The organism is Burkholderia cepacia complex sp. TUM26381 (genome assembly GCF_057439935.1).
This window is the reverse complement of record NZ_CM172007.1, coordinates 1,398,261-1,421,055: the sequence shown is the minus strand read 5'-3', so window position 1 is coordinate 1,421,055 and position 22,795 is coordinate 1,398,261. Positions and strand designations below refer to the sequence as shown.

The 22,795-nt window shown below is 68.6% G+C and carries 19 protein-coding genes; 7 read left to right on the top strand and 12 right to left on the bottom strand.

Annotation, left to right across the window (positions count from 1 at the left end):
* Window positions 1-101: 101 nt before the first annotated feature.
* Together ACWMMN_RS23115 and pdxR are read right to left on the bottom strand one after the other, a co-directional pair.
* Window positions 102-506 carry a hypothetical protein gene (locus ACWMMN_RS23115; RefSeq protein ID WP_486423998.1) on the bottom strand — a complete coding sequence of 135 codons (405 nt, stop codon included), beginning with the start codon at window positions 504-506 and terminating at the stop codon, window positions 102-104.
* Window positions 507-545: 39 nt separating this feature from the next.
* Window positions 546-2,024: a MocR-like pyridoxine biosynthesis transcription factor PdxR gene (pdxR, locus tag ACWMMN_RS23110; RefSeq protein ID WP_486423997.1), complete on the bottom strand. Its 1,479-nt coding sequence runs from the start codon at window positions 2,022-2,024 to the stop codon at window positions 546-548.
* A 201-nt stretch (window positions 2,025-2,225) separates the two neighbouring features.
* Here pdxR and ACWMMN_RS23105 point away from each other — a divergent pair, with 201 nt between their 5' ends.
* Window positions 2,226-3,428, top strand: a complete 1,203-nt coding sequence (locus tag ACWMMN_RS23105; RefSeq protein WP_233464092.1) for a GNAT family N-acetyltransferase — start codon at window positions 2,226-2,228, stop codon at window positions 3,426-3,428.
* Window positions 3,429-3,452: 24 nt separating this feature from the next.
* Here the strand turns inward: ACWMMN_RS23105 and ACWMMN_RS23100 are convergent, their stop codons facing one another.
* Together ACWMMN_RS23100 and ACWMMN_RS23095 are read right to left on the bottom strand one after the other, a co-directional pair.
* A complete protein-coding gene (locus tag ACWMMN_RS23100) occupies window positions 3,453-3,935 on the bottom strand; it encodes a DUF3331 domain-containing protein (RefSeq protein WP_256086289.1) in 483 nt (160 codons plus the stop codon).
* Window positions 3,936-3,979: 44 nt separating this feature from the next.
* The gene (locus tag ACWMMN_RS23095; protein WP_342704996.1) at window positions 3,980-5,191 is read right to left on the bottom strand and encodes an MFS transporter; all 1,212 of its coding nucleotides are present in this window, start codon (window positions 5,189-5,191) and stop codon (window positions 3,980-3,982) included.
* A 211-nt stretch (window positions 5,192-5,402) separates the two neighbouring features.
* Between ACWMMN_RS23095 and ACWMMN_RS23090 the strand changes: the two genes are divergently transcribed.
* From ACWMMN_RS23090 to ACWMMN_RS23070, 5 genes are all read left to right on the top strand, one after another.
* Window positions 5,403-6,143: a GNAT family N-acetyltransferase gene (locus tag ACWMMN_RS23090; protein ID WP_059240362.1), complete on the top strand. Its 741-nt coding sequence runs from the start codon at window positions 5,403-5,405 to the stop codon at window positions 6,141-6,143.
* Between the two features lie 347 nt (window positions 6,144-6,490).
* Complete coding sequence (locus ACWMMN_RS23085; protein ID WP_174991388.1) at window positions 6,491-7,555, top strand: 2,3-butanediol dehydrogenase; 1,065 nt, start codon at window positions 6,491-6,493, stop codon at window positions 7,553-7,555.
* Window positions 7,556-7,991: 436 nt separating this feature from the next.
* The gene (locus ACWMMN_RS23080; protein ID WP_486423996.1) at window positions 7,992-9,923 is read left to right on the top strand and encodes a sensor histidine kinase; all 1,932 of its coding nucleotides are present in this window, start codon (window positions 7,992-7,994) and stop codon (window positions 9,921-9,923) included.
* Between the two features lie 142 nt (window positions 9,924-10,065).
* Complete coding sequence (locus tag ACWMMN_RS23075; RefSeq protein WP_059240359.1) at window positions 10,066-10,722, top strand: VC0807 family protein; 657 nt, start codon at window positions 10,066-10,068, stop codon at window positions 10,720-10,722.
* Between the two features lie 101 nt (window positions 10,723-10,823).
* Window positions 10,824-11,690: a CPBP family intramembrane glutamic endopeptidase gene (locus ACWMMN_RS23070; RefSeq protein ID WP_486423995.1), complete on the top strand. Its 867-nt coding sequence runs from the start codon at window positions 10,824-10,826 to the stop codon at window positions 11,688-11,690.
* 30 nt (window positions 11,691-11,720) lie between these two features.
* Here the strand turns inward: ACWMMN_RS23070 and ACWMMN_RS23065 are convergent, their stop codons facing one another.
* The 5 genes from ACWMMN_RS23065 to ACWMMN_RS23045 form a co-directional block, all read right to left on the bottom strand.
* Entirely contained in the window at window positions 11,721-12,701 is a 981-nt protein-coding gene (locus ACWMMN_RS23065) for an aldo/keto reductase (RefSeq protein WP_059240356.1), read from the bottom strand.
* Window positions 12,702-12,845: 144 nt separating this feature from the next.
* Window positions 12,846-13,517, bottom strand: coding sequence for a MarC family protein (locus ACWMMN_RS23060; protein WP_059240354.1), 672 nt, complete (start codon window positions 13,515-13,517; stop codon window positions 12,846-12,848).
* A 127-nt stretch (window positions 13,518-13,644) separates the two neighbouring features.
* Window positions 13,645-14,445 carry an enoyl-CoA hydratase-related protein gene (locus ACWMMN_RS23055; RefSeq protein ID WP_059240352.1) on the bottom strand — a complete coding sequence of 267 codons (801 nt, stop codon included), beginning with the start codon at window positions 14,443-14,445 and terminating at the stop codon, window positions 13,645-13,647.
* Window positions 14,446-14,483: 38 nt separating this feature from the next.
* Window positions 14,484-15,806, bottom strand: coding sequence for a phenylacetate--CoA ligase PaaK (gene paaK, locus ACWMMN_RS23050; RefSeq protein ID WP_174991213.1), 1,323 nt, complete (start codon window positions 15,804-15,806; stop codon window positions 14,484-14,486).
* A 103-nt stretch (window positions 15,807-15,909) separates the two neighbouring features.
* On the bottom strand, window positions 15,910-17,466 hold the full coding sequence (locus tag ACWMMN_RS23045) for a 3-hydroxyacyl-CoA dehydrogenase (RefSeq protein WP_486423994.1): 1,557 nt from the start codon (window positions 17,464-17,466) through the stop codon (window positions 15,910-15,912).
* A 550-nt stretch (window positions 17,467-18,016) separates the two neighbouring features.
* Here ACWMMN_RS23045 and ACWMMN_RS23040 point away from each other — a divergent pair.
* Window positions 18,017-19,105, top strand: coding sequence for a calcium:cation antiporter (locus ACWMMN_RS23040; protein ID WP_174991214.1), 1,089 nt, complete (start codon window positions 18,017-18,019; stop codon window positions 19,103-19,105).
* A gap of 89 nt (window positions 19,106-19,194) precedes the next feature.
* Here the strand turns inward: ACWMMN_RS23040 and ACWMMN_RS23035 are convergent, their stop codons facing one another.
* From ACWMMN_RS23035 to ACWMMN_RS23025, 3 genes are all read right to left on the bottom strand, one after another.
* Window positions 19,195-20,328, bottom strand: coding sequence for a transporter substrate-binding and LysM peptidoglycan-binding domain-containing protein (locus ACWMMN_RS23035; protein ID WP_340624863.1), 1,134 nt, complete (start codon window positions 20,326-20,328; stop codon window positions 19,195-19,197).
* Window positions 20,329-20,348: 20 nt separating this feature from the next.
* Window positions 20,349-21,119 carry a hypothetical protein gene (locus tag ACWMMN_RS23030; protein WP_059240342.1) on the bottom strand — a complete coding sequence of 257 codons (771 nt, stop codon included), beginning with the start codon at window positions 21,117-21,119 and terminating at the stop codon, window positions 20,349-20,351.
* A 761-nt stretch (window positions 21,120-21,880) separates the two neighbouring features.
* A complete protein-coding gene (locus tag ACWMMN_RS23025) occupies window positions 21,881-22,789 on the bottom strand; it encodes a LysR family transcriptional regulator (protein WP_059240340.1) in 909 nt (302 codons plus the stop codon).
* Window positions 22,790-22,795: the final 6 nt, after the last annotated feature.

Sequence of the window (22,795 nt, the reverse complement as noted above, 5' to 3'; positions counted from 1 at the left end):
ACGCGGCCTGCGCCGGCGTTGACCGGACACGAGAGACCGGCGCAGCCGGCATGCGCAGAATGCCTCGCCGCCCTTGGCGGAACAGCATCGCCACACGCGGGTTACTTGACGCACCAGTAGCGCGCCGCGAATTCCTTGTTGATCGTCACCGAGACCATCCCGTAAGCGCCGCGCGGCGGCTTGCCGTCCGTGCATGCGGCGCTGTCCGACACCCAGTACACGATATTGCCGCGCTTGAACGACCAGTCGGTGCTCACGCACGGATCCGTTCCGCCCGTTGCTTCCATGCCGCCGCGCACTTCGACGTCCGGCTTCTGGTCGACCGGACGCGGCGTGTTCCAGGCACGGTAGCGCAATGCGCCATCCGCAACGCGGTCGATCACGACGTGATGCTTGTCGGTATCGCAGATGAAGCCGTCGCTCGTGGGTTGCGCGTGTGCGACGGCCGCCGCCAGCGATGCGCAGGCAACGGCAACGAACAGGAATGATTGACGGAGCGTCGTCATGAGCGGTCAGCGGGAAGTTCGAATGGCGGAACCATACCGTCACGCGTCACCCGCGTCCACCCGCTCCGCAATCGCCGACAATATCCGCAACATCGGCTCGAACGCATCGGCCGACGTATTGCCGAAACCGAGCACGAGCCCGTTGCCCGCCCGCCCCGCATCGATCGAAAAGCCCGACAGCGGAAACGGCCCGATCCCGTGTGCGCGCGCCGCGTCGACGATCGCGCGGTCGCGATAGCGCGCCGGCAGCCGCAGCGCGAGATGCAGCCCGCACGGGCCGCCCTCGACCTGATGCGGCACGCTCAGGTTGCCGTCGAGCGCCGCAAGCAGCAATCGCCGCCGGTCGCGATACAGCCGGCGCATCCGCCCGAGATGCCGGCCGTATTCGCCCGTCTCGATGAAATCGGCGAGCGCAAGCTGCACGTGCCGCGTCCCGCCGCGCAGCATCTCCGGCAGCACCGGCCGCACGGCGGCCAGCAACGCCTCCGGCAGCACGAGAAAACCGATGCGTAGCGCCGGAAACATCGTCTTGCTGAACGAGCCGAGATAGACGACCGGCGAATCGGGCGCGAGCCCGTGCATCGCGCCGATCGGCTCGCCGGTGTGACGGAATTCGCTGTCGTAGTCGTCTTCGATGATCCATGCGCGATGGCGACGCGCCGCATCGATCAGCGCGAGCCGGCGCGAGATCGACAGCACGGCGCCGGTCGGGAACTGGTTCGACGGCGTCGTGTAGACGAGGCGCGGCGTCCGTTCGCGCCAGTCGTCCTCTTCCGCGCGCAACCCTTCCGCGTCGACCGGCATCGGCACGACGTCGAGGTCGGCCGCCTGCATCGCGGTACGCGCGCCGCGATAACCGGGCTCCTCGACCCACACCGTATCGCCGGGATTCGTCAGCAACTGCGCGCACAGCGCGATCGCGCCCTGCGCGCCTTCCGTGATCACGATCTGCTCGGGATCGCAACGCACGCCGCGCGTCACGGCCAGGTGGCGTGCGATCGATTCGCGCAGCGCGGGCTCGCCGAGCGGATCGCCGTACGCCAGCAGGTCGCGGCCGGCGCGGCGCAGCGCGCGGTCGATCGCGTGCCGCCACGCGTCCACCGGGAAATGCGTCAGCGCGGGCACGCCAGGCCGGAAACCTTCCGTTTCGCCGGTGCCGACAAGGCTCGGGCGAATCCGCGCGAGCCGCTGCGCGACGGCCGGCGGCGCGGCACGCCGGCGCGGCGGTGCGGGCCGCGACAGCCCGACCACGCGCGTGCCGCGCCGGTCCGACTGCAGGAAGCCCTCGGCGACGAGCTGTTCGTAGACGGCGGCCGTCGTGTTGCGCGACACGCCAAGCGTCTCGGCCAGCGCGCGCGTGCCGGGCAGCCGCGTGCCGGCCGGCATCGTGCCGCCGAGAATCGCGTCGCGCACGCGGCGCAACAGCTGGCGCTGCAGCGACGGTGCGCCCGGCGTGCGCGCCAGCGGCGCATCGAGCGGCAGCAACGGCGCGTCGCCGGGAGAAAAGGCAGTCGTCATCGGAACGTCGCAGCGTGAAAGTGTCGGAATCCGGCGCACGGCGCACGGCGGGCGGCGGGCGGCGGGCGGCGGGCGGCGGGCGGCCACATATCGTGGCACCATAAATTTACCGCTCTCTGGCGCTTCTCATGGTACCTCGCCGGGACTACGATCGTCTGCATGCCGGCATGTCGCCGGCCGCCAACCGAAGCGAGATCGACCTTGTCCACGCTCACCAACGCTTTCCAGCAATCCATCGGCCAACCCGTTCCCGACTGGTCCGCGCGCCCGCGCCCGGAGCGCATCGCGCTCGAAGGCCGCTACTGCCGGCTTGAAGCGCTCGACGCCGAGCGCCATGCGGCCGACCTGTATGCGGCCTACTCGCAAGCGCCCGACGGCAGCGACTGGACCTATCTCGCGCACGGCCCGTACGCCGACGAGGCGAGCTACCGTGACTACGCGCGAGGCGCGCAGGCGAGCCCCGATCCGCTGCACTACACGGTGATCGATCGCGCCACCGGCCGCGCGGTCGGCACGCTCGCGCTGATGCGCATCGATCCGGCCAACGGCGTGATCGAGGTCGGCTCCGTCACGTTCTCGCCGCTGCTCAAGCGCACGCCGGTCTCGACCGAAGCGCAGTTCCTGCTGATGAAGTATGCGTTCGACACGCTCGGCTACCGGCGCTACGAATGGAAGTGCGACGACCTCAACGAACCGTCGCGCAAGGCGGCCGCGCGGCTCGGCTTCCGTTACGAAGGCACGTTCCGGCAGGCGATCATCTATCGCGGCCGCAACCGCGACACCGCGTGGTTCTCGATCATCGACGGCGAATGGCCGGACGTCCGCGCCGCATTCGAAACGTGGCTTGCGCCCGGGAACTTCGACGCTGAAGGCAACCAGCGCCAGTCACTCGCCGCGATCCGCCACGCACAAGCCAGCGAACGCGATGCGGCCAGCCGCGCGAACGACGCCACGCGCGTCACGGTGCGCCCGCTCGTTGCGGCCGACGAAGCCGCGTGGCGCCCGCTGTGGCAGGGTTATCAGAAGTTCTACGACACGGCGCTGAGCGACGCGGTGTTCGCCACCACGTGGGCGCGCCTGATGGATCCCGCCGAACCGATGTTCGTGCTGGGCGCATTCGACGCATCGGGTGCACTGGTCGGGATCGTGCACTCGATCTACCACCGCTCGTGCTGGACGGAAGGGCCGTACTGCTACCTGCAGGACCTGTACACCGCCCCCGACGCACGCGGGCAAGGTGCGGGCGGCGCGCTGATCGAAGCCGTGTACGAACGGGCGCGCGAAGCCGGCGCGAGCCGCGTGTACTGGCTCACGCACGAGACCAACACGACCGCACGTGCGCTGTACGACAAGCTCGCGAACAATGGCGGTTTCATCCAGTACCGGCACGATCTGAAGAAGTAACGCCGTCCCGCTACCGGCCGGTGTTCAGCCGTGGACATCGGCCGGATCGCGTGCGTCGCCGTCCCCCGGCGCGCCGTCACGCGACGCGCCGGCCACGCCTGGCACCGAGGCCGGGCAGATCATCTCGTCGCCATTGGCCGGCACGGGCCGCCGCACCGGCCGGAACACCGGTTCGCCGGCCTCGATCGGTTGCCCCGAGATCGCGCAGCGACCGGGCTGTAACGCGACGCGCAAGCGCCAGCGTTGCTCGCCGTAGTGGCAACGGCCGCTCTCGACCCAACGAATCAGCAGGCCGTCGTCGCCCGCCTCCAGCACCGTGACGAACAGTTGCGGACGCAACGGCGAGACCGCCGCCTCGGCGTGCTCGGGAATCGGCGCACGGCCGATCGTCACGAGCGGATGCGCGACGCCGGCGCCGCGCGACGGCATCGCATCGTGATCGTCCAACGCCGGTGCGTCGCACGACAGGTCTTCTTCGCAGATCAGGCTTTCCATGATGTTGAACATGCTTGACGGATTTCCGTGCAGGTTGAACGGCGCCGGCGCCGCGCTCAGCGCCGGCCCATCGGCTCGCGCAGCAAGGACAGGCCGATCGCCGCGCCGGCGACGGCCGCCGCGAGCATCAGCCCGATGCCGCCGGACCAGCCGAATGCCCCGACGATCGCGCCAATCGTCAGCGGGCCGATCACCTGGCCGAGATAGTTGCCTTGCACGACCCAGCCGATGCTGAGCGGCGCCAGCGACGGCGACGGTGCGGAGCCCGGCGCGCAGGCCAGGATCGTCGCGGGCAGCATCCCGGCGATCGCCGAGAACGCGAAACCCAGCGCGACCGCGAGCGGCGCGGGGGTCGCCGCGCTGAACAGCCCTGCGCCGGCCGCGCCGATCGCGATCGACGTCGCGGCCATCACGATCCCCGGCCGCGCACCGCGCGACAACAGCCAGCCGGCGGTCAGGTTGCCGGTCACGCACGCGGCGACGATTGCCGCGCTGATCAGCCCCGCCGCGCCCACCGCAACGCCGAGGCGCTGCATCAGGAACACCGGCAGGAACGTCATCACCGCGAAGAACTGCACGTTGTAGGTCGCGAAGCCCAGTGCGAGGAGCGTGGTCGAGCGCGACGCGAGCACGTCGCGCAGCGCAGGCCCGATGCGCGTGGCGCTTGCCTGCCGCGACGGGACATCGGCCGAGGTGGTGACCGGCACCGCGGCCGCCGCGACGAGCGTGAGCGCCGCGGCCGCCAGCCAGCCGTTGCGCCAACCGCCGAGCAGCGGCCCGACCAGCATCGACAGTGCCATGCCGGCCGGCATGAACGTGCTCCACAGGCCGAACGCGAGATTGCGCCGCTCGGGCGGCGTCACGCGGTTCAGCACGGCCGGTGCGGCGACCACCACGATCACGAAGCCGAGCCCTTCCGCGAAGCGCGTGGCCAGCAGCAGCGCGAAACTGCCGGCCCACGCGCCCGCGATGCTCGACAGGCCGAGGATGACGAGGCCCGTCATCAGCAGCAGCCGGTCGCCCCAGCGCCGCACCAGCAGGCCGGCGGCGATCCCGCCGAACACGCCGACGAACGGAAACACCGACATGATCCCGCTCAGCGATGCGAGCGAGCCGCCGAACTCGTGCTGGAGCGACGGCAATGCGATCGTCGCCTTGCCGACATGCAACGCCGACACGATGCTGGCCAGCACGACGTTCGCGACGGCGGCCCGGTAGCTGCGCGACGGCCGCATGGCGGCATCGGCCGCGACAGGCGCTTCGGTCATCTTCACCTCCGTTGAAACGGCCGCGTGCAACGGGATGTCCACGCGTTCGCAATCGGACTGGCGCACATGATACAAATTGAAGTTAACTTCAAGTAAAGGGGTAATGTGCGCAACGCTCCATTTCAGCGATCGCAGCAATGGCCCGCGCGACACGCGGCGGCATCCTGATCTAAGCTGTCGGCCTTGTCCCGACAACGCTGCGCGCCCACCCATGCCGACCGCCTCCCCCGCCCCGGTCACGCTGTTCCCGCTCGACGAAGCCTGGTCGGCCTTTCCCCGCCGCAAGGCGGCCGTGCGCACCTTCATCGCCGGCTACTGCGCCGCGCGCGACCGGCGCGACGCACCGCTGCGCGACAGCCCGGACGGCCACGTCGTGCAGTTCGACGGCGGCATGGGCCGGCCTTTCGAGCACTTCGTGATCGAGGGTGCGCCCGTGTCCGGCGACGGCCCGTTCGCCGTCGGCGCGTGGATCACGCGCTACGGCGCCGCCCCGCTGCCGCCCGCGCTGCGCGGCAGGACACGCCGGCTGTCGGACGAGCATTTCATGGCCGCCGATATCGGCGTGCTGTCCGGCGACGACGCACTCGCACATGCGCTTGCCTGCGATACGCCGGGCGGCGTCGACGCGTTCAACGCCAGCGACGCATTCCCGCCGTTCCAGCCGAATCCGGCCGCGTTCCTGTTCGCGCACCGGCTCGACGGGCAGATCGCGGCCACCGCACGCTACGGCTTTGCGTCGCCGCGCGATATCGTGGTCGATCGCGTCGGAACCGCGGACGCATTCCGGCGTCGCGGCCTCGCAACGCAACTGCTCGCCGCGATCGTCGCGCACGCGCGGCAACGCGGCGCACAGCGCGTGTGGCTCATCTCGACCGAAGCCGGCCAGCCGCTGTACCGCGCCGCCGGCTTCACGCCGCTCGCACCGGTCTCGGTGGACGAAGTCTTGGCCTGAACGCGCATCGAATCGTGCCGCCGATCGTGATGCGTCTCGCGATTCGTCTCATTCGCTGAGACGAATGTCCCGGCGTCTCAGCCGATTCACCGTTTCGCAGTCGCAACAAACATGACGCGCGCAACCCGCCGGATTGCTTTACGTCAACGAAAGCCGGCGTGTTGCGCCGCACACTTCACACGCTGACCGAGCGCCGCATCCCGTCCCGATTCACGCTGGCCCCGTTCCTGCATACCGGTCGATCGCGCAATCGCGCGACGGGCGCACCGGCAGCCACGCCTCGCGCCCGACGACAACCCGACGGAGACAGCAACGTGAGTACACCGGCACCGAACACCGCCCCCCGCATGAAAGCCGCCGTCTGGCATGGCCGCCAGGACATCCGCGTCGAAGAGGTTCCCGTTCCGGAGCGCCCGCCCGCTGGCTGGGTCACGATTCGCGTGCACTGGTGCGGCATCTGCGGCTCCGATCTGCACGAATACGTCGCCGGGCCCGTATTCATCCCGGTCGACGCGCCGCACCCGCTGACGGGCCTGAAGGGCCAGTGCATCCTCGGTCACGAGTTCAGCGGCGAAATCGCCGAGCTGGGCGCGGGCGTCTCCGGCTTCGCGGTCGGCGATCGCGTGACGGCCGACGCGTGCCAGCATTGCGGCACCTGCTGGTATTGCCGGCACGGGCTGTACAACATCTGCGAGAACCTCGCTTTCACCGGGCTGATGAACAACGGCGCGTTCGCCGAATACGTGAACGTGCCGGCCGAGTTGCTGTACAAGCTGCCCGACCATTTCCCGACCGAAGCCGGTGCGTTGATCGAACCGCTCGCGGTCGGGCTGCATGCGGTGAAGAAGGCCGGCAACATCGTCGGGCAGACCGTCGTCGTGGTCGGCGCGGGCACGATCGGCCTGTGCACGATCATGTGCGCGAAAGCCGCGGGCGCCGGGCGCGTGATCGCGCTGGAAATGTCGGCCGCGCGCAAGCAGAAGGCGCTGGAGGTCGGCGCGAGCGTCGTCATCGATCCGAAGACGTCCGACGCGATCGCGGAAGTCAAGGCGCTGACGGGCGGCTACGGCGCCGACGTGTCGTTCGAGTGCATCGGGCACACGGCCACCGCGAAGCTCGCGATCGACGTGATCCGCAAGGCCGGCAAGTCGGTGATGGTCGGCATCTTCGAGGAACCGACGCCGTTCAACTTCTTCGACATCGTGTCGACCGAGAAGGAAGTGATCGGCTCGCTCGCGTACAACGGCGAATTCGCGGATGTCATCCGCTTCATCGCGGACGGCCGCATCGACGTGCAGCCGCTCATCACCGGACGCATCGCGCTCGGCGACATCGTCGCGCACGGCTTCGAGGAACTGGTCAACCACAAGGACCGCAACGTGAAGATCATCGTCCAGCCGGCCCTCTCCTGACGCCGCGCGCGGTGCGGTATCGATTCGCACCGCGTCCCCCTCTGGTCCGACGTTGAGCGTCGCCCGCGCACGGGCGACGCGCCTGCCTGCCGACGCTTTCCCGCCACCACCCATCTCCTTGCCGCCATCGCCGGACGCGGCCGTCATGCCGATCTCCGTTGCGAAACGGCATCCATGAACATTCGCAATCCAAACCATTCACCGCTACGTGCCGCACGCCTGGCGCACGATCAGGGTTTCCCCGGGTCAAGCGCGATTCTTCCGGTGTCGACAGGAAGGTGGCGCAAGGCGATCCGGCGCCACGCGCGATCCGGCTTCCCGGCCGCGATCGTTGCCGCCCCGCGACGGCGGAACACCTGTTGAACCTCGCGGCGCAATCGCGCCGACAGGCCGAGAATACGGGCCTTCCCGGGATAGCTTGCAAACAGGGTGTGTCATGAATCTCTCGTTCAATCGGGAATGCGCAAACAACGTTCGATCGCTGACGATCCAGCAGAAGACGCATATCGGCGTTGCACTCGTCACCACGCTGCTGGCCCTGCTGTGCGGCACGATCATCTGGGGGAGTGTCCGGCAATACCGGCAGGAAAACGCCGATCTGCAAAGCTTCGAATTCATCCACGGCGCGATGGCCGCCGCCAACATGATCTCGGCCGAGCGCGGCCCGACGAACGACCTGCTGGTACGCCTGCAGCGCGACGATGCGACGGAGCTGCGCAACCTGCGCGCGGCACGCGATCGTTCCGACCAGGCACTCGCGCGCTTTCGTACCGCGATCGGGCAGGCCGCCGCGCTCGACGACCGCGAGCGCAGCAACCTGCTGCGCGCGCTCGACGCGATCCGGATCACGCTCGCCGATGCCCGCGCGGAAGTCGACGCGCTCGACGCCCGGCCGCTCGCATCACGCACCGTCCACGCGATCCAGCATGCGCAGGCGCGCCTGTTCCGCGTCGTCGACGCCGTGTCGCTGCTGATCGACGGCGCGATGACCGATACGGCGATGGGCGACCCGCACACGTCGGGCGCGATCCTGCTGGCGCGGCTCCTGAGCGATCTCCGCGAATACGCGGGACGCACGGGCTCGCTGCTCGTTGCGCCGATGTACAGGCGGCGGGCGCTCGACCGCCCGCAGTTCGCGGACATCATGCGGATGCGCGGCCGCATCGAGCAATTGCGCGCGCGGATCGACGGCGCGATCGGCGCGCAGCTTGACGATGCCGGCGTCGCCCGCGCGTACGCGCAGCTCAACGCGGCGTTCGACGATCGGCTGCTCCCGCTCGTCGACACGGTCGTCGCAAGCGGCCAGACCGGTGCCTACCCGATGAGCGCCGCCGATTTCTCGAGGACGATCGTCCCGTACTTCCAGCCTTGCGAACTGCTGCGCGACCGCGTGATCGACTTGGCGCGGCGGCGCGCCGTCTCGGACCGGAACACGGCCCGGATCAAGGTGGCGATGTCGGCGATCGCGGCCCTGCTCAGCGTCGCGATCCTGCTGTCGCTCACGCGCGGCACGCAGCGGCTGCTGTCCGAGCCGCTCGATACGCTCGGCCGCCGGATCGTCGCGCTCAGCGACGGCGATACGACGCACGTCGCGATGCCGCGCGGGATCGGGCCCGAGATCACCCGCATCCACGACGCGCTGGAGGTATTGCGCAATGCGTATGTCCGCCGCGACATGCTCGAACGCCAGCGCAACGACATGCTGACGCTGTTCTCGCACGACATGCGCGCGCCGCTGACGTCGCTGATCATCCTGATCGACGCGCAGGAACACCGTGCGGGCGATGCGCAGACGAAGCGACAGTGCGCGAGAATCGGCAAGCTCGCGCGCCACACGCTGGCGATGGCCGACGGTTTCGCGCAGTTGTCGCGCGCGGAGGCCAGCGAATACGAGCGCGTGCCGGTCAACCTCGCCGACCTGATGAACGAGGCGCGCGACGCCGTATGGCCGATCGCGCACCGCAAACATATCTCGATCGACGACGTGCCACGGCGCGACGACGCGATCGTGCCGGGCGACCCGGCCCTGCTGTCGCGCGCGCTGATCAACCTGCTGGACAATGCGATCAAGTACAGCGCGCCGCTCACGAGCGTCGAATGCCGGGTCGAACCGGGCGCCGACGGCAGGACCGTACGCTGCACGATCCGCGACAACGGATGCGGGATCGGCAGCGCGGACCAGGCACGGCTGTTCGAACGCTACCGGCGCTTCCGCACCGCCGGACAACCGGAAACCAGCGGCGTCGGGCTCGGCATGGCGTTCGTCAAGGCGGTCGTCGAACGGCACGCCGGCGAGATCCGCGTGCAGAGCGCCGTGCTGCAAGGCACCACGATCACGATCACGCTGCCGGCGGCGGTCAACGCGTGACGCCGCCGGCGCCGGCAACCGGCGGTTGCGACACCGCAGCCCGGCGCGATTCTTCGATATACTGGACCGAACCCTTTTCGGGGCAACCGGGGGCAACCACACCTTTCGCGCGTTCGCCCCAACCTGCGTGGAATTGCGACCCGTGAAACCGCGAGCCGGACTGATTCTCGAACTCTTCGTCAACCTCGTGCTGCCGTGGGTGGCCTATCGGGTCGCGCATCCGCATTTCGGCGAAACCGGCGCGCTGTACGCGTCGGCGATTCCGCCGATCATCTGGTCGATCATCGAATTCATCCGCTCGCGGCGCGTCGACGCGGTGGCGGCCATCGTGCTGCTCGGCATCGCTCTTTCGATCGTCGGAATGGCGCTCGGCGGCAGCCCGCGTACGCTGCTGATGCGCGAATCGCTCGCGTCGGGCACGATCGGCGTCGTGTTCCTGCTGTCGCTGTTCCGTGAACGCCCGCTGATCTTCTATCTCGCTCGCGCCACCGTGGCCCGCGAAATGGACGGCGGCGCCGCCCATTTCGAAGCGGTCTGGGACGCGCAGCCGGGGCTGCGGCAGATGCTGCGGCTGATGACGTTCGTCTGGGGCGCCTTCATGACGCTCGAAATGCTGTTGCGCTGCTGGATGGTCATGACCTGGCCGGTCGAGCGCGTGCTGGTCGTGTCGCCGGTCATCGGCTACACCGTGTTCGGCTGTCTGCTGGCGTGGACGTTCTGGTACCGGCGGCGGATGCGCGTGCGCAACAGCGTCGACATTCCGGGCCGCAACGGCGTCACCGAGACCGCCGGGCGCTGACGCCCGGCAGGCCGGCCGCCCGGCCATCGCCGGCCCGAGGGCGTGTCACGGCCGCTGCTGTATGATGCGCGGCGTCTCATCCGACAAATGCCTCTCCTGTCATGTCCCTTTCGCTCCTTCCGTGCGCCACGATCTGGATCGCCCTGTTCGCGGCCGCCGCATTCGCCTGGCATCGCCCGCTGCATGGCCTGAGCATCGGCCTCGCCGCGCTCGGCTATGCGGGCGCGCTGGCGTTCGGCCAGCTCGCGCCGGTCACGCTGGCACCGCTCGCGCTGCTGGTTGCGGCGGCCTGGGGCGTATTGCCCGAACGCCCGCTCGCGGTGCGCATCGCCGCGCACCTCGTCTTTGCCGCGCTCGCGATCGCGCTGAGCCTGCACCTGCTTCCCGGCTTCCACAATCCGCGCGTGATCGCGCCGACGCGCTTCACGCCGGACGCCGTACCGTTCACGATGTACCTGAATTTCGACAAGCCGCTCGTCGGCCTGTGGCTGCTGTGGGTGCTGCCGTGGGTCGCCCCCGACGTCGCACTGTCGCGCGCGCTGCGCACCGGCGTGGTCGCGGCCGTCGCAACGGCCGCCGCGTGCCTGGCGGGCGCACTCGCGATCGGGATGGTCGGCTGGGCGCCCAAGTGGCCGCCGTCGGGCTGGCTATGGCTCGTCAATAACCTGCTGCTGGTCACGCTCGCCGAGGAAGCCCTGTTCCGCGGCTACGTGCAAGGCGGGCTGACGCGCGCGCTCCGCGCCTACGCGTGGGGCCCGTGGGCCGCGCTCGCGACGGGCGCGGTGCTGTTCGGAGCCGCCCATGCGGCCGGCGGCTGGCAATGGATCGTGCTCGGCACGGTGGCCGGCGTCGGCTATGGCCTCGCGTGGCGACGCGGCGGCCTGCTCGCCGCCGCCACCGCGCATGCGGGGCTGAACGTCGTCCATTTCGGGCTGTTCACCTACCCGATGCTCGCCGCCGCGCACTGAGCGCGGCGCGAGCGTCGCCCGCGCGGCCGCTCAGTTGAACCCGGCGACCGCGTGCGGCACGTATGGACGTTCGAGCGTGGCGATTTCGTCGTCGGTCAGCTGCAGCTCGAGCGCGCCGAGTGCATCGTCCAGTTGCTGCGGCTTCGAGATGCCGACGATCGGCGCGGTCACGCCGCGCTTCTGCGCGACCCACGCCAGCGCAACCTGCGCCCGCGGCACGTTGCGCGCGGCGGCAATCGCCGCGACGGCCTCGACGACCGCCTTGTCGGCTTCCGCCGTCGCGTCGTACAGCCGCAGGCCGACTTCGTCCTTCTGCTGGCGTTCCGACGATTCGTCCCAGTTGCGCGTCAAGCGCCCGCGCGCGAGCGGGCTCCACGGAATCACCGCGATGCCTTCGTCCGCGCACAGCGGCAGCATTTCGCGCTCCTCTTCCCGATACAGCAGGTTCAAGTGGTTCTGCATGCTGACGAAGCGGGTCCAGCCATTCTGTTTCGAAATATGCAGCGCCTTCGCGAATTGCCACGCGAACATCGACGATGCGCCGATATAGCGTGCCTTGCCGGCCTTCACGACGTCGTGCAGCGCCTCGAGCGTCTCCTCGATCGGCGTGCCGTAGTCCCAGCGGTGGATCTGGTAGAGGTCGACGTAGTCGGTACCGAGCCGCTTCAGGCTCTGGTCGATGTCGGTCATGATCGCCTTGCGCGACAGGCCGGCGCCGTTCGGCCCCGGTCGCATCCGGTAGAACACCTTGGTCGCGATCACGACGTCGTCGCGCTTCGTGAAATCGCGCAGCGCGCGGCCGACGATCTCCTCCGACGTGCCGTCCGAATACATGTTCGCGGTGTCGAAGAAGTTGATGCCGGCTTCCACCGCCCGCTGGATGATCGGGCGGCTCTCCGCTTCCGGCAGCGTCCACGGGTGCGTGCCGCGCAACGGCTCGCCGAACGTCATGCAACCCAGCACCAGCTTCGACACGTCCAGCCCGGTCGACCCGAATTTCACGTATTCCATTGCACGCCTCGCCACTCAAGTTGGGTTTGCGGCGACATGCGCATCGCGCATCCGCCGGACGTCGCATGGTATCCCGCAGGGCACGAACGCGTACGGCACGCGCACGCGCGCAGGCTGCGTGAAAGGATGAACCGGGACGGCCCGTTACTTGGCCTGGTCGGCGATCGGCTGCAGAAACGCGGAGAAGCCGGTCAGCATGATCTGCACGCCGATGCACAGCAGCAGGAACGCCGACACGCGCTTCGCAACCTTGGTCCCTTCGCTGCCGAGGTAGCGCGCAAGCAGCGCGGAGCGGCTGTAGACCTGCCAGATCACGACCGCGACGAGCACGGAGACGGCGATCGACACGATGCTCGACAGCATGAACTCCGACAGCTTGTGCGTGCGGTTCGCGTTCAGCGCGATCGCGGTCGCGATCGAGCCGGGCCCGACCGTCAGCGGCACCGTCAGCGGGAAGAACGCGCGCGTCATGATCGCGTTCGCGTCGATCGGCTTGACCGGCGTGTCGCCGCCGCCCGGGCCGTCGGGTTCGTTCAGCATCTGCCAGCCGGCCACGGCGACCGCGAAGCCGCCGCCGATCCGCAGCGCTTCCATCGAGATCCCGAAGAAATGCAGCACCGGCGTGCCGGCGAAGAACGCCACCAGCAGCACGACGAACGAGTTGAACGCAACCTTCCTCGCGAGCAGGTCGCGCTCATGCTCGGTCAGCGCCTCGGTCCGTTCGAGAAACAGGAATGCGATACCGATCGGATTGATGATGCCGATCAGGCCGGTGAAGCCGAACAGGATCTCGGAGATAAGGCGGTTGACGATCATCGGGCGAAGCATCGGTCAGGGCTGGGCCGGCAGCGCGCCGGGGGTCACGCATTGTAGAGCAAGCGCCCGGGCCCGAGACGCAAATTGCGGCCGGGCCCGGCTCGCCGTCGATCGTCGTCGTCCTGCCTTACTCGGCGCCCGCCTCCCAGGCCGGCGGCCGCTTCGCGAAAAAGGCCGCGAAGCCTTCCTTCGCCTCCGGCGTCGCCCGCATGCGGGAGATCGTCTGCGCGGTGAATGCCGCGCGCGCGTCCGACGGCGGATACTCGCCGATCGCGTCGAAAAAGCGCTTGATCTCCATCAGCGCGTTCGGGCCGTTGCGGCCCAGCTCGGCGAGCGTCCGGTCGAGCGTTTCGTCGAGCGCATCGAGCGGCACGGCCTGGTGGATCAGGCCGATCGCGACGGCTTCGGCGGCGGCAAGCTGCGTCGCGGTCAGCGCGAGCCGGCGCGCCTGGCGCTGGCCGACCGCCTCGACCAGATACGGACCGATCACGGCCGGCAGGATCCCGAAGCGGGCCTCGCTGACCGAAAAGCGCGCGTGGTCGCTTGCAATCACGATGTCGCAGGCCGCGCACAGGCCGACGCCGCCGCCGAACGCGTGGCCCTGCACGCGTGCGACCGTGGGTTTCGGGCACTGCCGGATCGCGTGCATCATCGCAGCAAACCGCTCGGCGTCGCGCAGGTTCGCGGCTGCGTCGTTCGCGCTCGCACGCTGCATCCACTGCAGGTCGGCACCCGCGCAAAATGCACGGCCGTCCGAACGCAGCACGATCGCGCGCACGTCGTCGCGCCGGCCGAGCGTCGTGAACGCATCGGTCAGCTCGGCGATCATCGTCTCGTCGAACGCGTTCAGCACGTCGCCGCGCTGCAGTGCGACGGTCGCGATGCCGCGCGCATCGACCGTGACGGCCAGGGTCTTCAATCCATCCATCGAACAGGTTTCCTCGGGTAGAACGGCAAACATCGGGCTCAGGCGGCCTGGCGGCGGTCGATCACGCGCCGCGCCTTGCCGGTCGCGGTCGCGGGAATCCCGCCGGCCGCCAGCACCGTCACGCCGGACGACACGCCGACCATCGTCTTGATCCGGTGCTGCAACTCGCGCGCAAGCGCCGCGCGATCGCCGTCGGTGACGGACGCCGCCATCTCGGAGCGCAGCTCGACCGCGAGGTCGAGACGGTCCATGTGACCGTCGCGCGACAGCGTGATCTGGAACTGGCCCGACAGCTGCGGCAGCGCAACGACGATCTCTTCGATCTGGCTCGGGAACACGTTCACGCCGCGCACGATCAGCATGTCGTCGGAGCGGCCCGTGATCTTCGCGAGCCGGCGCATCGCGCGTGCGGTCGGCGGCAGCAGCGCGGTGAGATCGCGCGTGCGGTAGCGGATCACCGGCATCGCCTCCTTCGTCAGCGACGTGAACACGAGCTCGCCCTGGCTGCCGTCGGGCAGCACTTCGCCCGTGACGGGATCGATGATCTCCGGGTAGAAATGGTCTTCCCAGATCACCGGGCCGTCCTTCGTCTCGACGCATTCGCACGCGACGCCCGGGCCCATCACTTCCGACAACCCGTAGATGTCGAGCGCATCGATGCCGACGCGCGTCTCCACTTCCTCGCGCAGCGCCTGCGTCCACGGCTCGGCGCCGAAGATGCCGATCTTCAGCGACGACTCGGCCGGGTCCATCCCCTGCCGCACCATCTCGTCGATCAGGTTCAGCATGTACGACGGCGTGACCAGGATGATCTTCGGCTCGAAATCGCGGATCAGCTGCACCTGCTTCTCGGTCTGCCCGCCCGACATCGGCACGACCATGCAGCCGAGCCGCTCCGCACCGTAATGAATCCCGAGGCCGCCCGTGAACAGGCCATAGCCGAACGCGTTGTGCAGCGTGTCGCCCGGGCGGCCGCCGGCCGCGCGGATCGAGCGCGCGGTCACGTTCGCCCATGTATCGATGTCGCGCGCGGTGTAGCCGACCACGGTCGGCTTGCCGGTCGTGCCGCTCGACGCATGGACGCGCACGACCTGCTCGCGCGGCACCGCGAAGAGCCCGAACGGATAGTTGTCGCGCAGGTCGTTCTTCGTCGAGAACGGGAATTTCGCGAGATCGGCGAGCGATTTCAGGTCGTCCGGATGCACGCCGGCCGCGTCGAACGTGCGGCGATAGTGCGGGACGTTGTCGTACGCGTGGCGCAACGACCACTTGAGGCGCTCGAGCTGCAGCGCCTGCAGTTCGTCGCGGCTGGCGGTCTCGATGGGCTCGAGGGCGGCGGCGGGATGCGTCGGGTGAGTCATCGGGGTGCTCCTCCAATGGAGTGATGTCGTTTTCGTGTTCGGTGTGAGCGGGGCCTGTTCCCGCCAATGCAAGTCCGTGATGAGCGGGAACAGGCCCTGGCGGTTAGGACCGGAACGTGCGGCCGGCCGCGTGCAGCGCGGCGAGGCGCGGCGACACGCGATAGCGGTCCTCGCCGTAGCTCGCCGCCAGGTTCGACAGCACGCGATGCACGCGGCCGATGCCAATCGCATCGGCCCACGCGAGCGGGCCGCACGGGTAGTTCACGCCCTTCTCCATCGCGAGATCGAGATCGGCGGGCGAGCACACGCCCTGGTTCACCGTGTCGGCCGCCTCGTTCGCGAGCATCGCGACGGTGCGCATCGCGACCATCCCCGGCACGTCGGCGACGCCGACGACGCGGAAGCCCGCTTGCTGGAACAGGCCGACCGCGTCCGCATATGCCGCGTCGCTGCACTGGAGCGCGCGCGTCAGCGCGACGAGCCCGGCCTGCGCGTAATCGCGCGCAAGATCGACGAGCACGAGATCGGCCACGCCCGTTTGCGCGGCACGGGCGGTGGCCGTCCGGCCGTCCGTCAACGCGATCGACGCGCGGCCGGCCGTGGCGAGCAGGTCGTCCGGCTGCGCGCCGGCCTGCCGGGCGCCGACGATACGTTCGGCGAAGCGTGCATGCAACGCGGCAGCCGGACCGTCCTGCGCAAACAGCACGACGTCGGCCGGCGCGTCGCGCGGCGGTTCGAGATCGGGTGCGGGCGGCGGCGCGCCGTCTGCATACGCATAGAAGCCGCGCCCCGACTTGCGCCCGAGGAAGCCCGCATTCACGAGTTCCTGCTGGATCAGCGACGGCGTGTAGCGCGGATCGTTGAAATACGCGCGGAACACCGATTCGGTGACGGCGAAGTTCACGTCGTGGCCGATCAGGTCCATCAGCTCGAACGGCCCCATCCGGAAGCCGCCGGCTTCGCGCATCACCGCGTCGATCGAGGCCGGCGTGCCGCCCTGCTCGTTCAGCACACGCAGCGCCTCCGCGTAGTACGGCCGTGCGACGCGGTTCACGATGAAACCCGGCGTCGATTTCGCCATCACGGGCCGCTTGCCCCACGCGGCGGCAGTCGCATGGAGCGCCTGCGCGACACCGGGCGCGGTCGCGAGCCCGCTGACCACCTCGACGAGCGCCATCAGCGGCGCCGGATTGAAGAAATGCAGGCCGGCGACGCGTTGCGGCACGCGCAGCCCGGCCGCGATCGACGTGATCGAGATCGACGACGTGTTGGTCGCCAGCACGCACGCGTCGTCGACATGGCGTTCGAGCGTCGCGAAGATCTCGCGCTTCACGTCGAGCCGCTCGGCCGCCGCCTCGACGATCAGCGCGGCGCCCGCGAAGTCGCCCAGCGCGCGCACTGCACGGATCCGGTTGCCGGCCGCGTCGGCCTGCGCCGGTTCGAGCCGGCCTTTCTCCGCGAGTCGCGCGAACTGCGCGCGAATGCCGGCGAGCGCCTTGTCGCACGCCGCTTCGTTCAGGTCGTACAGCAGCACCGTGTGGCCGGCCGCGGCTGCGACCTGCGCAATGCCTGCGCCCATCGCGCCGGCGCCGATCACGCCGACGACGGACGACGGCGCCAGCGCGCCCGAGTTCACCGATTGTGCAGAGGAAACAGCCATCGCTTGCGATCCGTCATGAAGTGGAAGTGCGGCCTATTATAAACCGACCGGTCGGTAGATTTATGTCAGGGCGAGCCCGAATTTGTCGTGCAAGAGCGCATTACGGAAACTGCAAAGGTAAAAAATTGGAAGATCAGGGCACTTTTTGTAAACCGAAAGGTCAACGTAAGCATTCGAATATGAGATAGTGACCCCCGAACGCCTGATAAAATTCGACAAACCGCCGGATTTCAGGGGGAAACCGCGTGTCACGCCGCCACCGCCGTCCACCGCCCGCCGCCCTCTCCGGGGCGGAACCGAGCCTCCGGCCCGCGCGTCGTCGCGTGTGCTTGCCTCGCCGTCTGCGGGCAGCTGCATCGAACCGTTTCATCCAGCGACGGGCTTCAGCCCGCCCGCGCCCCTCGCCGCCTCACGGCAGCGAACCCAGGGCAGCACCGTTGCGTGCTGCCGCCCTTCGGTTTCATCGTCCTCGTTCGGCGGATAGTACGGCCGGGCTTCGTCAACCCGTGACGGCGCGTCGCGCGCCGCCACTCGCATAAGGAAACCCTCCATGCCGCTCTCGTCCAACCAGCTCCCGCGCTGGACCCTCTGGGCCCCGCTTGCCGCCTGGCTGGTACTCGCGCTGTCGCGCGTCGTGCCGGCCGAAGGTCTCGTCATCGCGGTGTTCGCTGTCGCGCTCGCCGGCGCCGTGTTCGCCGCCGTCCACCATGCGGAAGTCGTCGCGCACCGCGTCGGCGAACCGTTCGGCACGCTCGTGCTCGCGGTCGCCGTGACCGTCATCGAGGTCGCGCTGATCGTGTCGGTGATGCTCGGCGCGGGCCCCGAGAAATCGGGCCTCGCACGCGACACCGTGTTCGCCGCCGTGATGATCATCTGCAACGGCATCGTCGGCATCTGCCTGCTGGTCGGTGCGTGGAAACACGGCGAACAGGACTTCCAGGGACGCGGCGCGAGCAAGGCGCTCGCGGTACTCGCGTCGCTGTCGGTGCTGTCGCTCGTGATGCCGAACTACCTGAGCGCCGCGCCGGGCCCGTTCTTTTCGAAGTCTCAGCTCGCGTTTGCCGGCGTTTCGTCGCTCGTGCTGTACGGCGCATTCGTGTTCGTCCAGACCGTGCGCCACCGCGACTACTTCCTCGCCGCGCACGACAGCGCGAACGAGTCGGTGCACGCCGCGGCGCCGAGTACGCGTACCGCCATCATCAGCATGATCCTGCTGTTCGTGAGCCTCGTCGCGGTCGTGCTGCTCGCGAAGCTGCTGTCGCCGGCGGTCGAGCACGCCGTGCTGAAGCTTGGCGCGCCCGAAGCCGCGGTCGGCATCGTGATCGCCGCGCTCGTGCTGCTGCCGGAAGGGCTCGCGGCCGTCACCGCCGCGCGCGCGAACCGGCTGCAGACCAGCATGAACCTCGCGCTCGGTTCGGCGCTCGCGAGCATCGGGCTCACGATCCCGACCGTCGCGGCCGTGTTCATCTGGGTCGGCCAGCCGCTCACGCTCGGCATCGGGCCGATGGAAACCGTGCTGCTGGCGCTGACCTTGCTGGTCAGCACGCTGACGCTCAGCCAGGGGCGCACGACGGTGCTGCACGGCGTCGTGCACTTGTCGCTGTTCGCCGCGTACCTGTTCCTGTCGATCACGCACTGACGCCCGAAAACGCGCGGCCCGGCGGATCACGCCGCCGGGCCGCGTTTTTTTACGCCCCTTCACCCACGTTCGTTCACGTCACGCCATCGTTACCGGACCGGAATCACCAGATGCTGGCCCGCCAGGATCAGGTTCGGGTTCGCGAGGTTGTTGCGGCGCTGGATCTCGCGATAGCGCTGGCCGCTGCCGAGCTTGCTCGCCGCGATCAGGTTCAGCGTGTCGCCCGCCTTCACCACATACGTGTGCTCGCCCGATGCGGCCGCGGTCGTCACCGCCTGGTCGCTGACGAAGTACTTGCGCAGCAGCTCGAGATACTGCGGCGACTGCTTGAGCTTCGCGATCGCGGCGTTCAGGTAGATCAGCAGGTCCTGGTCGTCGGCGCGCACGCCGATCTTGTACGCGATGTTCGAGCCGTCGAGCTTGGTCACCGCGAATTTCAGGTCGGTGCCCTTGATCGAGCTGACCGCGAACGGGTAGTCGTAGATGAACGCGTCGACCGTATGGCCGTCGAGGCTCTTCGCGATGAACGCCGGATCGGAATCGTCGACTTCGACGAAATGCACGTTCGGGTACTGGCGCGTGACGAACGCGCGCACATCGGGGTCGCCCTTCAGGATGCCGACCGTCTTGCCGGCGAGATCGTCGGTCGAGCGGATCGCCGAGCCTTGCCGCACGATCAGCGAATAGCCGAAATCGTCGACGTACGGCACCGAATAGACGACGCCGGCCGGCGCGTTGTCCGGGAACGTCAGCCCGTCCATCGCGACGTCGACCACGTGGTTCCCCTTCGCATCGGTATCGAGCAGTTGCTTCGGCACGCCCGGGTACGTGTCGACCTCGTGACGCGTATCGACGACGACCGGCTTGCCGCCGTGCGAGAACGACGGATCGGCGAACAGGAGCCGCGCGAACTCGACGTTGAAGCCGTGCGGTGCGCCCTTGTCCTCGCCGAAGAACGGCTCGCTCGGGTTCTGCACCGAGATCCGGACGATGCCGTTTTCGGCAATCGATTTCAGCGTGCTGGCCTGCGGCGTGAAGCCGGCCGGCAGCACATTGGCCGACGGCGGCGTCTGCGCGGGCTGGCCGTTGTCGCCACTTTGCGCGGCCGTCGTGGACGGCGCCGCATCATGCGCGGGAATCAGCGTCGACAGGCCGCCCTGATGCACGATCCATACGCCGACGAGCACGACCAGAAACGCAACTGCGCCAAGAAGTTTTTTCATGGTTGAGGGCCTGCGGGAAGTTATTGTTGTTTCGACGGCAACTGCGCGGGGTTCGCCGCGTCGAGGCCGGGGGCGTGGCCGCCGTTCATCACCGCCTGCTGCTGCGCCTGCTTGACCTCGGGGTTATCCATCAGCGACGTCTCCATCTCGGAGAACGCCTTGTTGACCGAGCGCATGACCGAATCGACGGCCACGTCGGTCTTGATCTGCTCGAACGTATCGGACGCCTGCCGGCCCGCGAGCTTGTTCATCTGCTGCGCCGCCTGCGACATGTCCCACATCGCCTTCGCGCGGTCGATCGCCGACGCGAAGTTCTTCAGTTCGGCCTGCACCTGCTTGTAGCGGCCTTCGCGGAACGCGAGCAGCTGCTTCATCGTGTCGAGCTGCGACCGGAAGCGCGGCGCGTCGTCCGGGTACTGCTTCTCGAACAGCTCCGTCTTGTTCTCGAAGTTCTTCACCTCGGTGCGAAACGCGGTGATGCTGTCCGCGAACTTCTGCGCGGCCTGGCGCTTTTCCGCGAGCTGGTTGATCAGCGTCTCGATCGGATTCGCCTGCGCCTCCTCGACGATCATCTTCACCTTCTGGTTCGCGAACTTCATCGCGACGACCGGCGCGAAATAGATCGCGCCGAGACCGATCACGCCCGCCGTGACCAGCGCAATCACGCCCTTCAGGATGAACAGCGCGGCCGGCGCCGCGATCGCGACGCCGGCAATGATGATCGCCCACTTGACCAGCTTGACCTTGCCACTCCCCGAACTGCCGTTTGCTTCATTCGAAAGCTGCGACATGAGTTTTTCTCCTTGAACCTCGAACCGAACTGCGTACGTGTGCTTTTTCAAGCTCAATCGAAATGCTTCGGACTCCGGTGCCGCCTGGCAGTCAGGAAAGCCGGCGGCGCAATACAAGGACGGGCGCGTGCGGACGTCACGAGACGCCGGTGTAGGCGCCGGTCGGGATGCGGTGATCGGGGGCAGCGTGCGGCGGGGCGATGCGGCAGGCCGGATCGGCGCCGTTCATCGGCGCGGCCAGCGCGCGGACGGGAAAGTGTACCGAGGCACGGTACGAAACGGGATGACGGATACGTGACGCGACGGGCGTCGGGTGAAGCGTTGTTCCGGCGTGCGGACCGATACCGCGCCGGTATTCCGGTACGAGGGCGTAAAGGCTCATCGTTGTTCTTTTGCGTGTCGCGGGTGCAGGAACCGCGCGGCCGGCGCGTCCCGCTCCAAATGCACGGACGTATCCTGCGCCGACCGGCATGCAGCGTCAAGCGGTCGCCGCAGTGCGTTGCCTTTCGCAATTGAAAACGTGCGCGCGACGTCAGCTTTCAGAATCGCAAGGATTCCGGCGGTACCGGGACGCGCCCTACTCGATGAGGATTGCTTGTCGTCACGATGCGACCGGCTTCCGGATCGAAAGCTTGTTACGTAGCGGCATCGAAGCCGGTGTCTGCGTGAAATCCGTAAAGCGCAGCCGCGTTGTCGACCAGGATCGCCCGGGCAAGCGCATCGTCGGCCGTGCAATCGTGCAACCAGCCGAGCAGGCGCGCCTAGACGCCCGCGTCGTCTGCGCTCTCGGTCAGAAACCGCTCGACCATCGCGTTGAACACCGGCAGCGCCGGATTGTCGTTGTCCGCTCGCCACGCGAGATACAGCTCGGCCGCCACGTTCACGCCCGCCAGCGGCCGGAACACCACGCCGTCCACGTGAAGCTCGCGCGCCGACGCCGGCACCAGCGCCGCGCCGAGCCCCGCGCGCACGAGGCCGAGGATCGTATGCGTCTGCCCGACGTAATGCAGGTAGTTCGGCAGCCGGCCTGCGCCTGCGAACATCCCCGAGATCATGTCGTGGAAGTACTTCCCCTCGTTCGGCGAATACGCGATGAACGGTTGCCGGTCGAGCTCGTCGGGGCCGATCTGCTCGTAGGCGGCAAGCGGCGCGCCTTCCGCGACCGCGACGAGCATCGGCTCGCGCTGCACGAGCCGGTATTCGAGCGGCTGGCGCGCGGCGCGCTGGCGCACGAAACCCGCGTCGAGCATCCGCGACGCGAGCGCATCGATCTGCACGGTCGACACCATCTCGCGCAATTCGACGTCGACGTCCGGCAGCGCATGCGCCGCGTGTGCAAGCAGCACCGGAATCATCCGGTACGCGCTGACGGCCGTGAAACCGAGCGTGATGCGGCCGGCCCCGCCGTGCGCGACGCGCTGCGCGGCCTGTTCGGCCCGTGCCGAGAATTCGAGGATGTGCCGCGCGTCGCGCAGGAAGCGCTCGCCGGCCGCGGTCAGGCTGACCTGCCGGCTGCTGCGCTCGAGCAGCGCGATGCCGAGCGCGTGTTCGAGCAGCTGGATCTGCCGGCTGAGCGGCGGCTGGGTCATGAAGAGCCGTTTGGCCGCGCGGCCGAAATGCAGTTCCTCGGCCACCGCGACGAAGCAGCGAAGCTGGTGCAGTTCAATCATCCAATT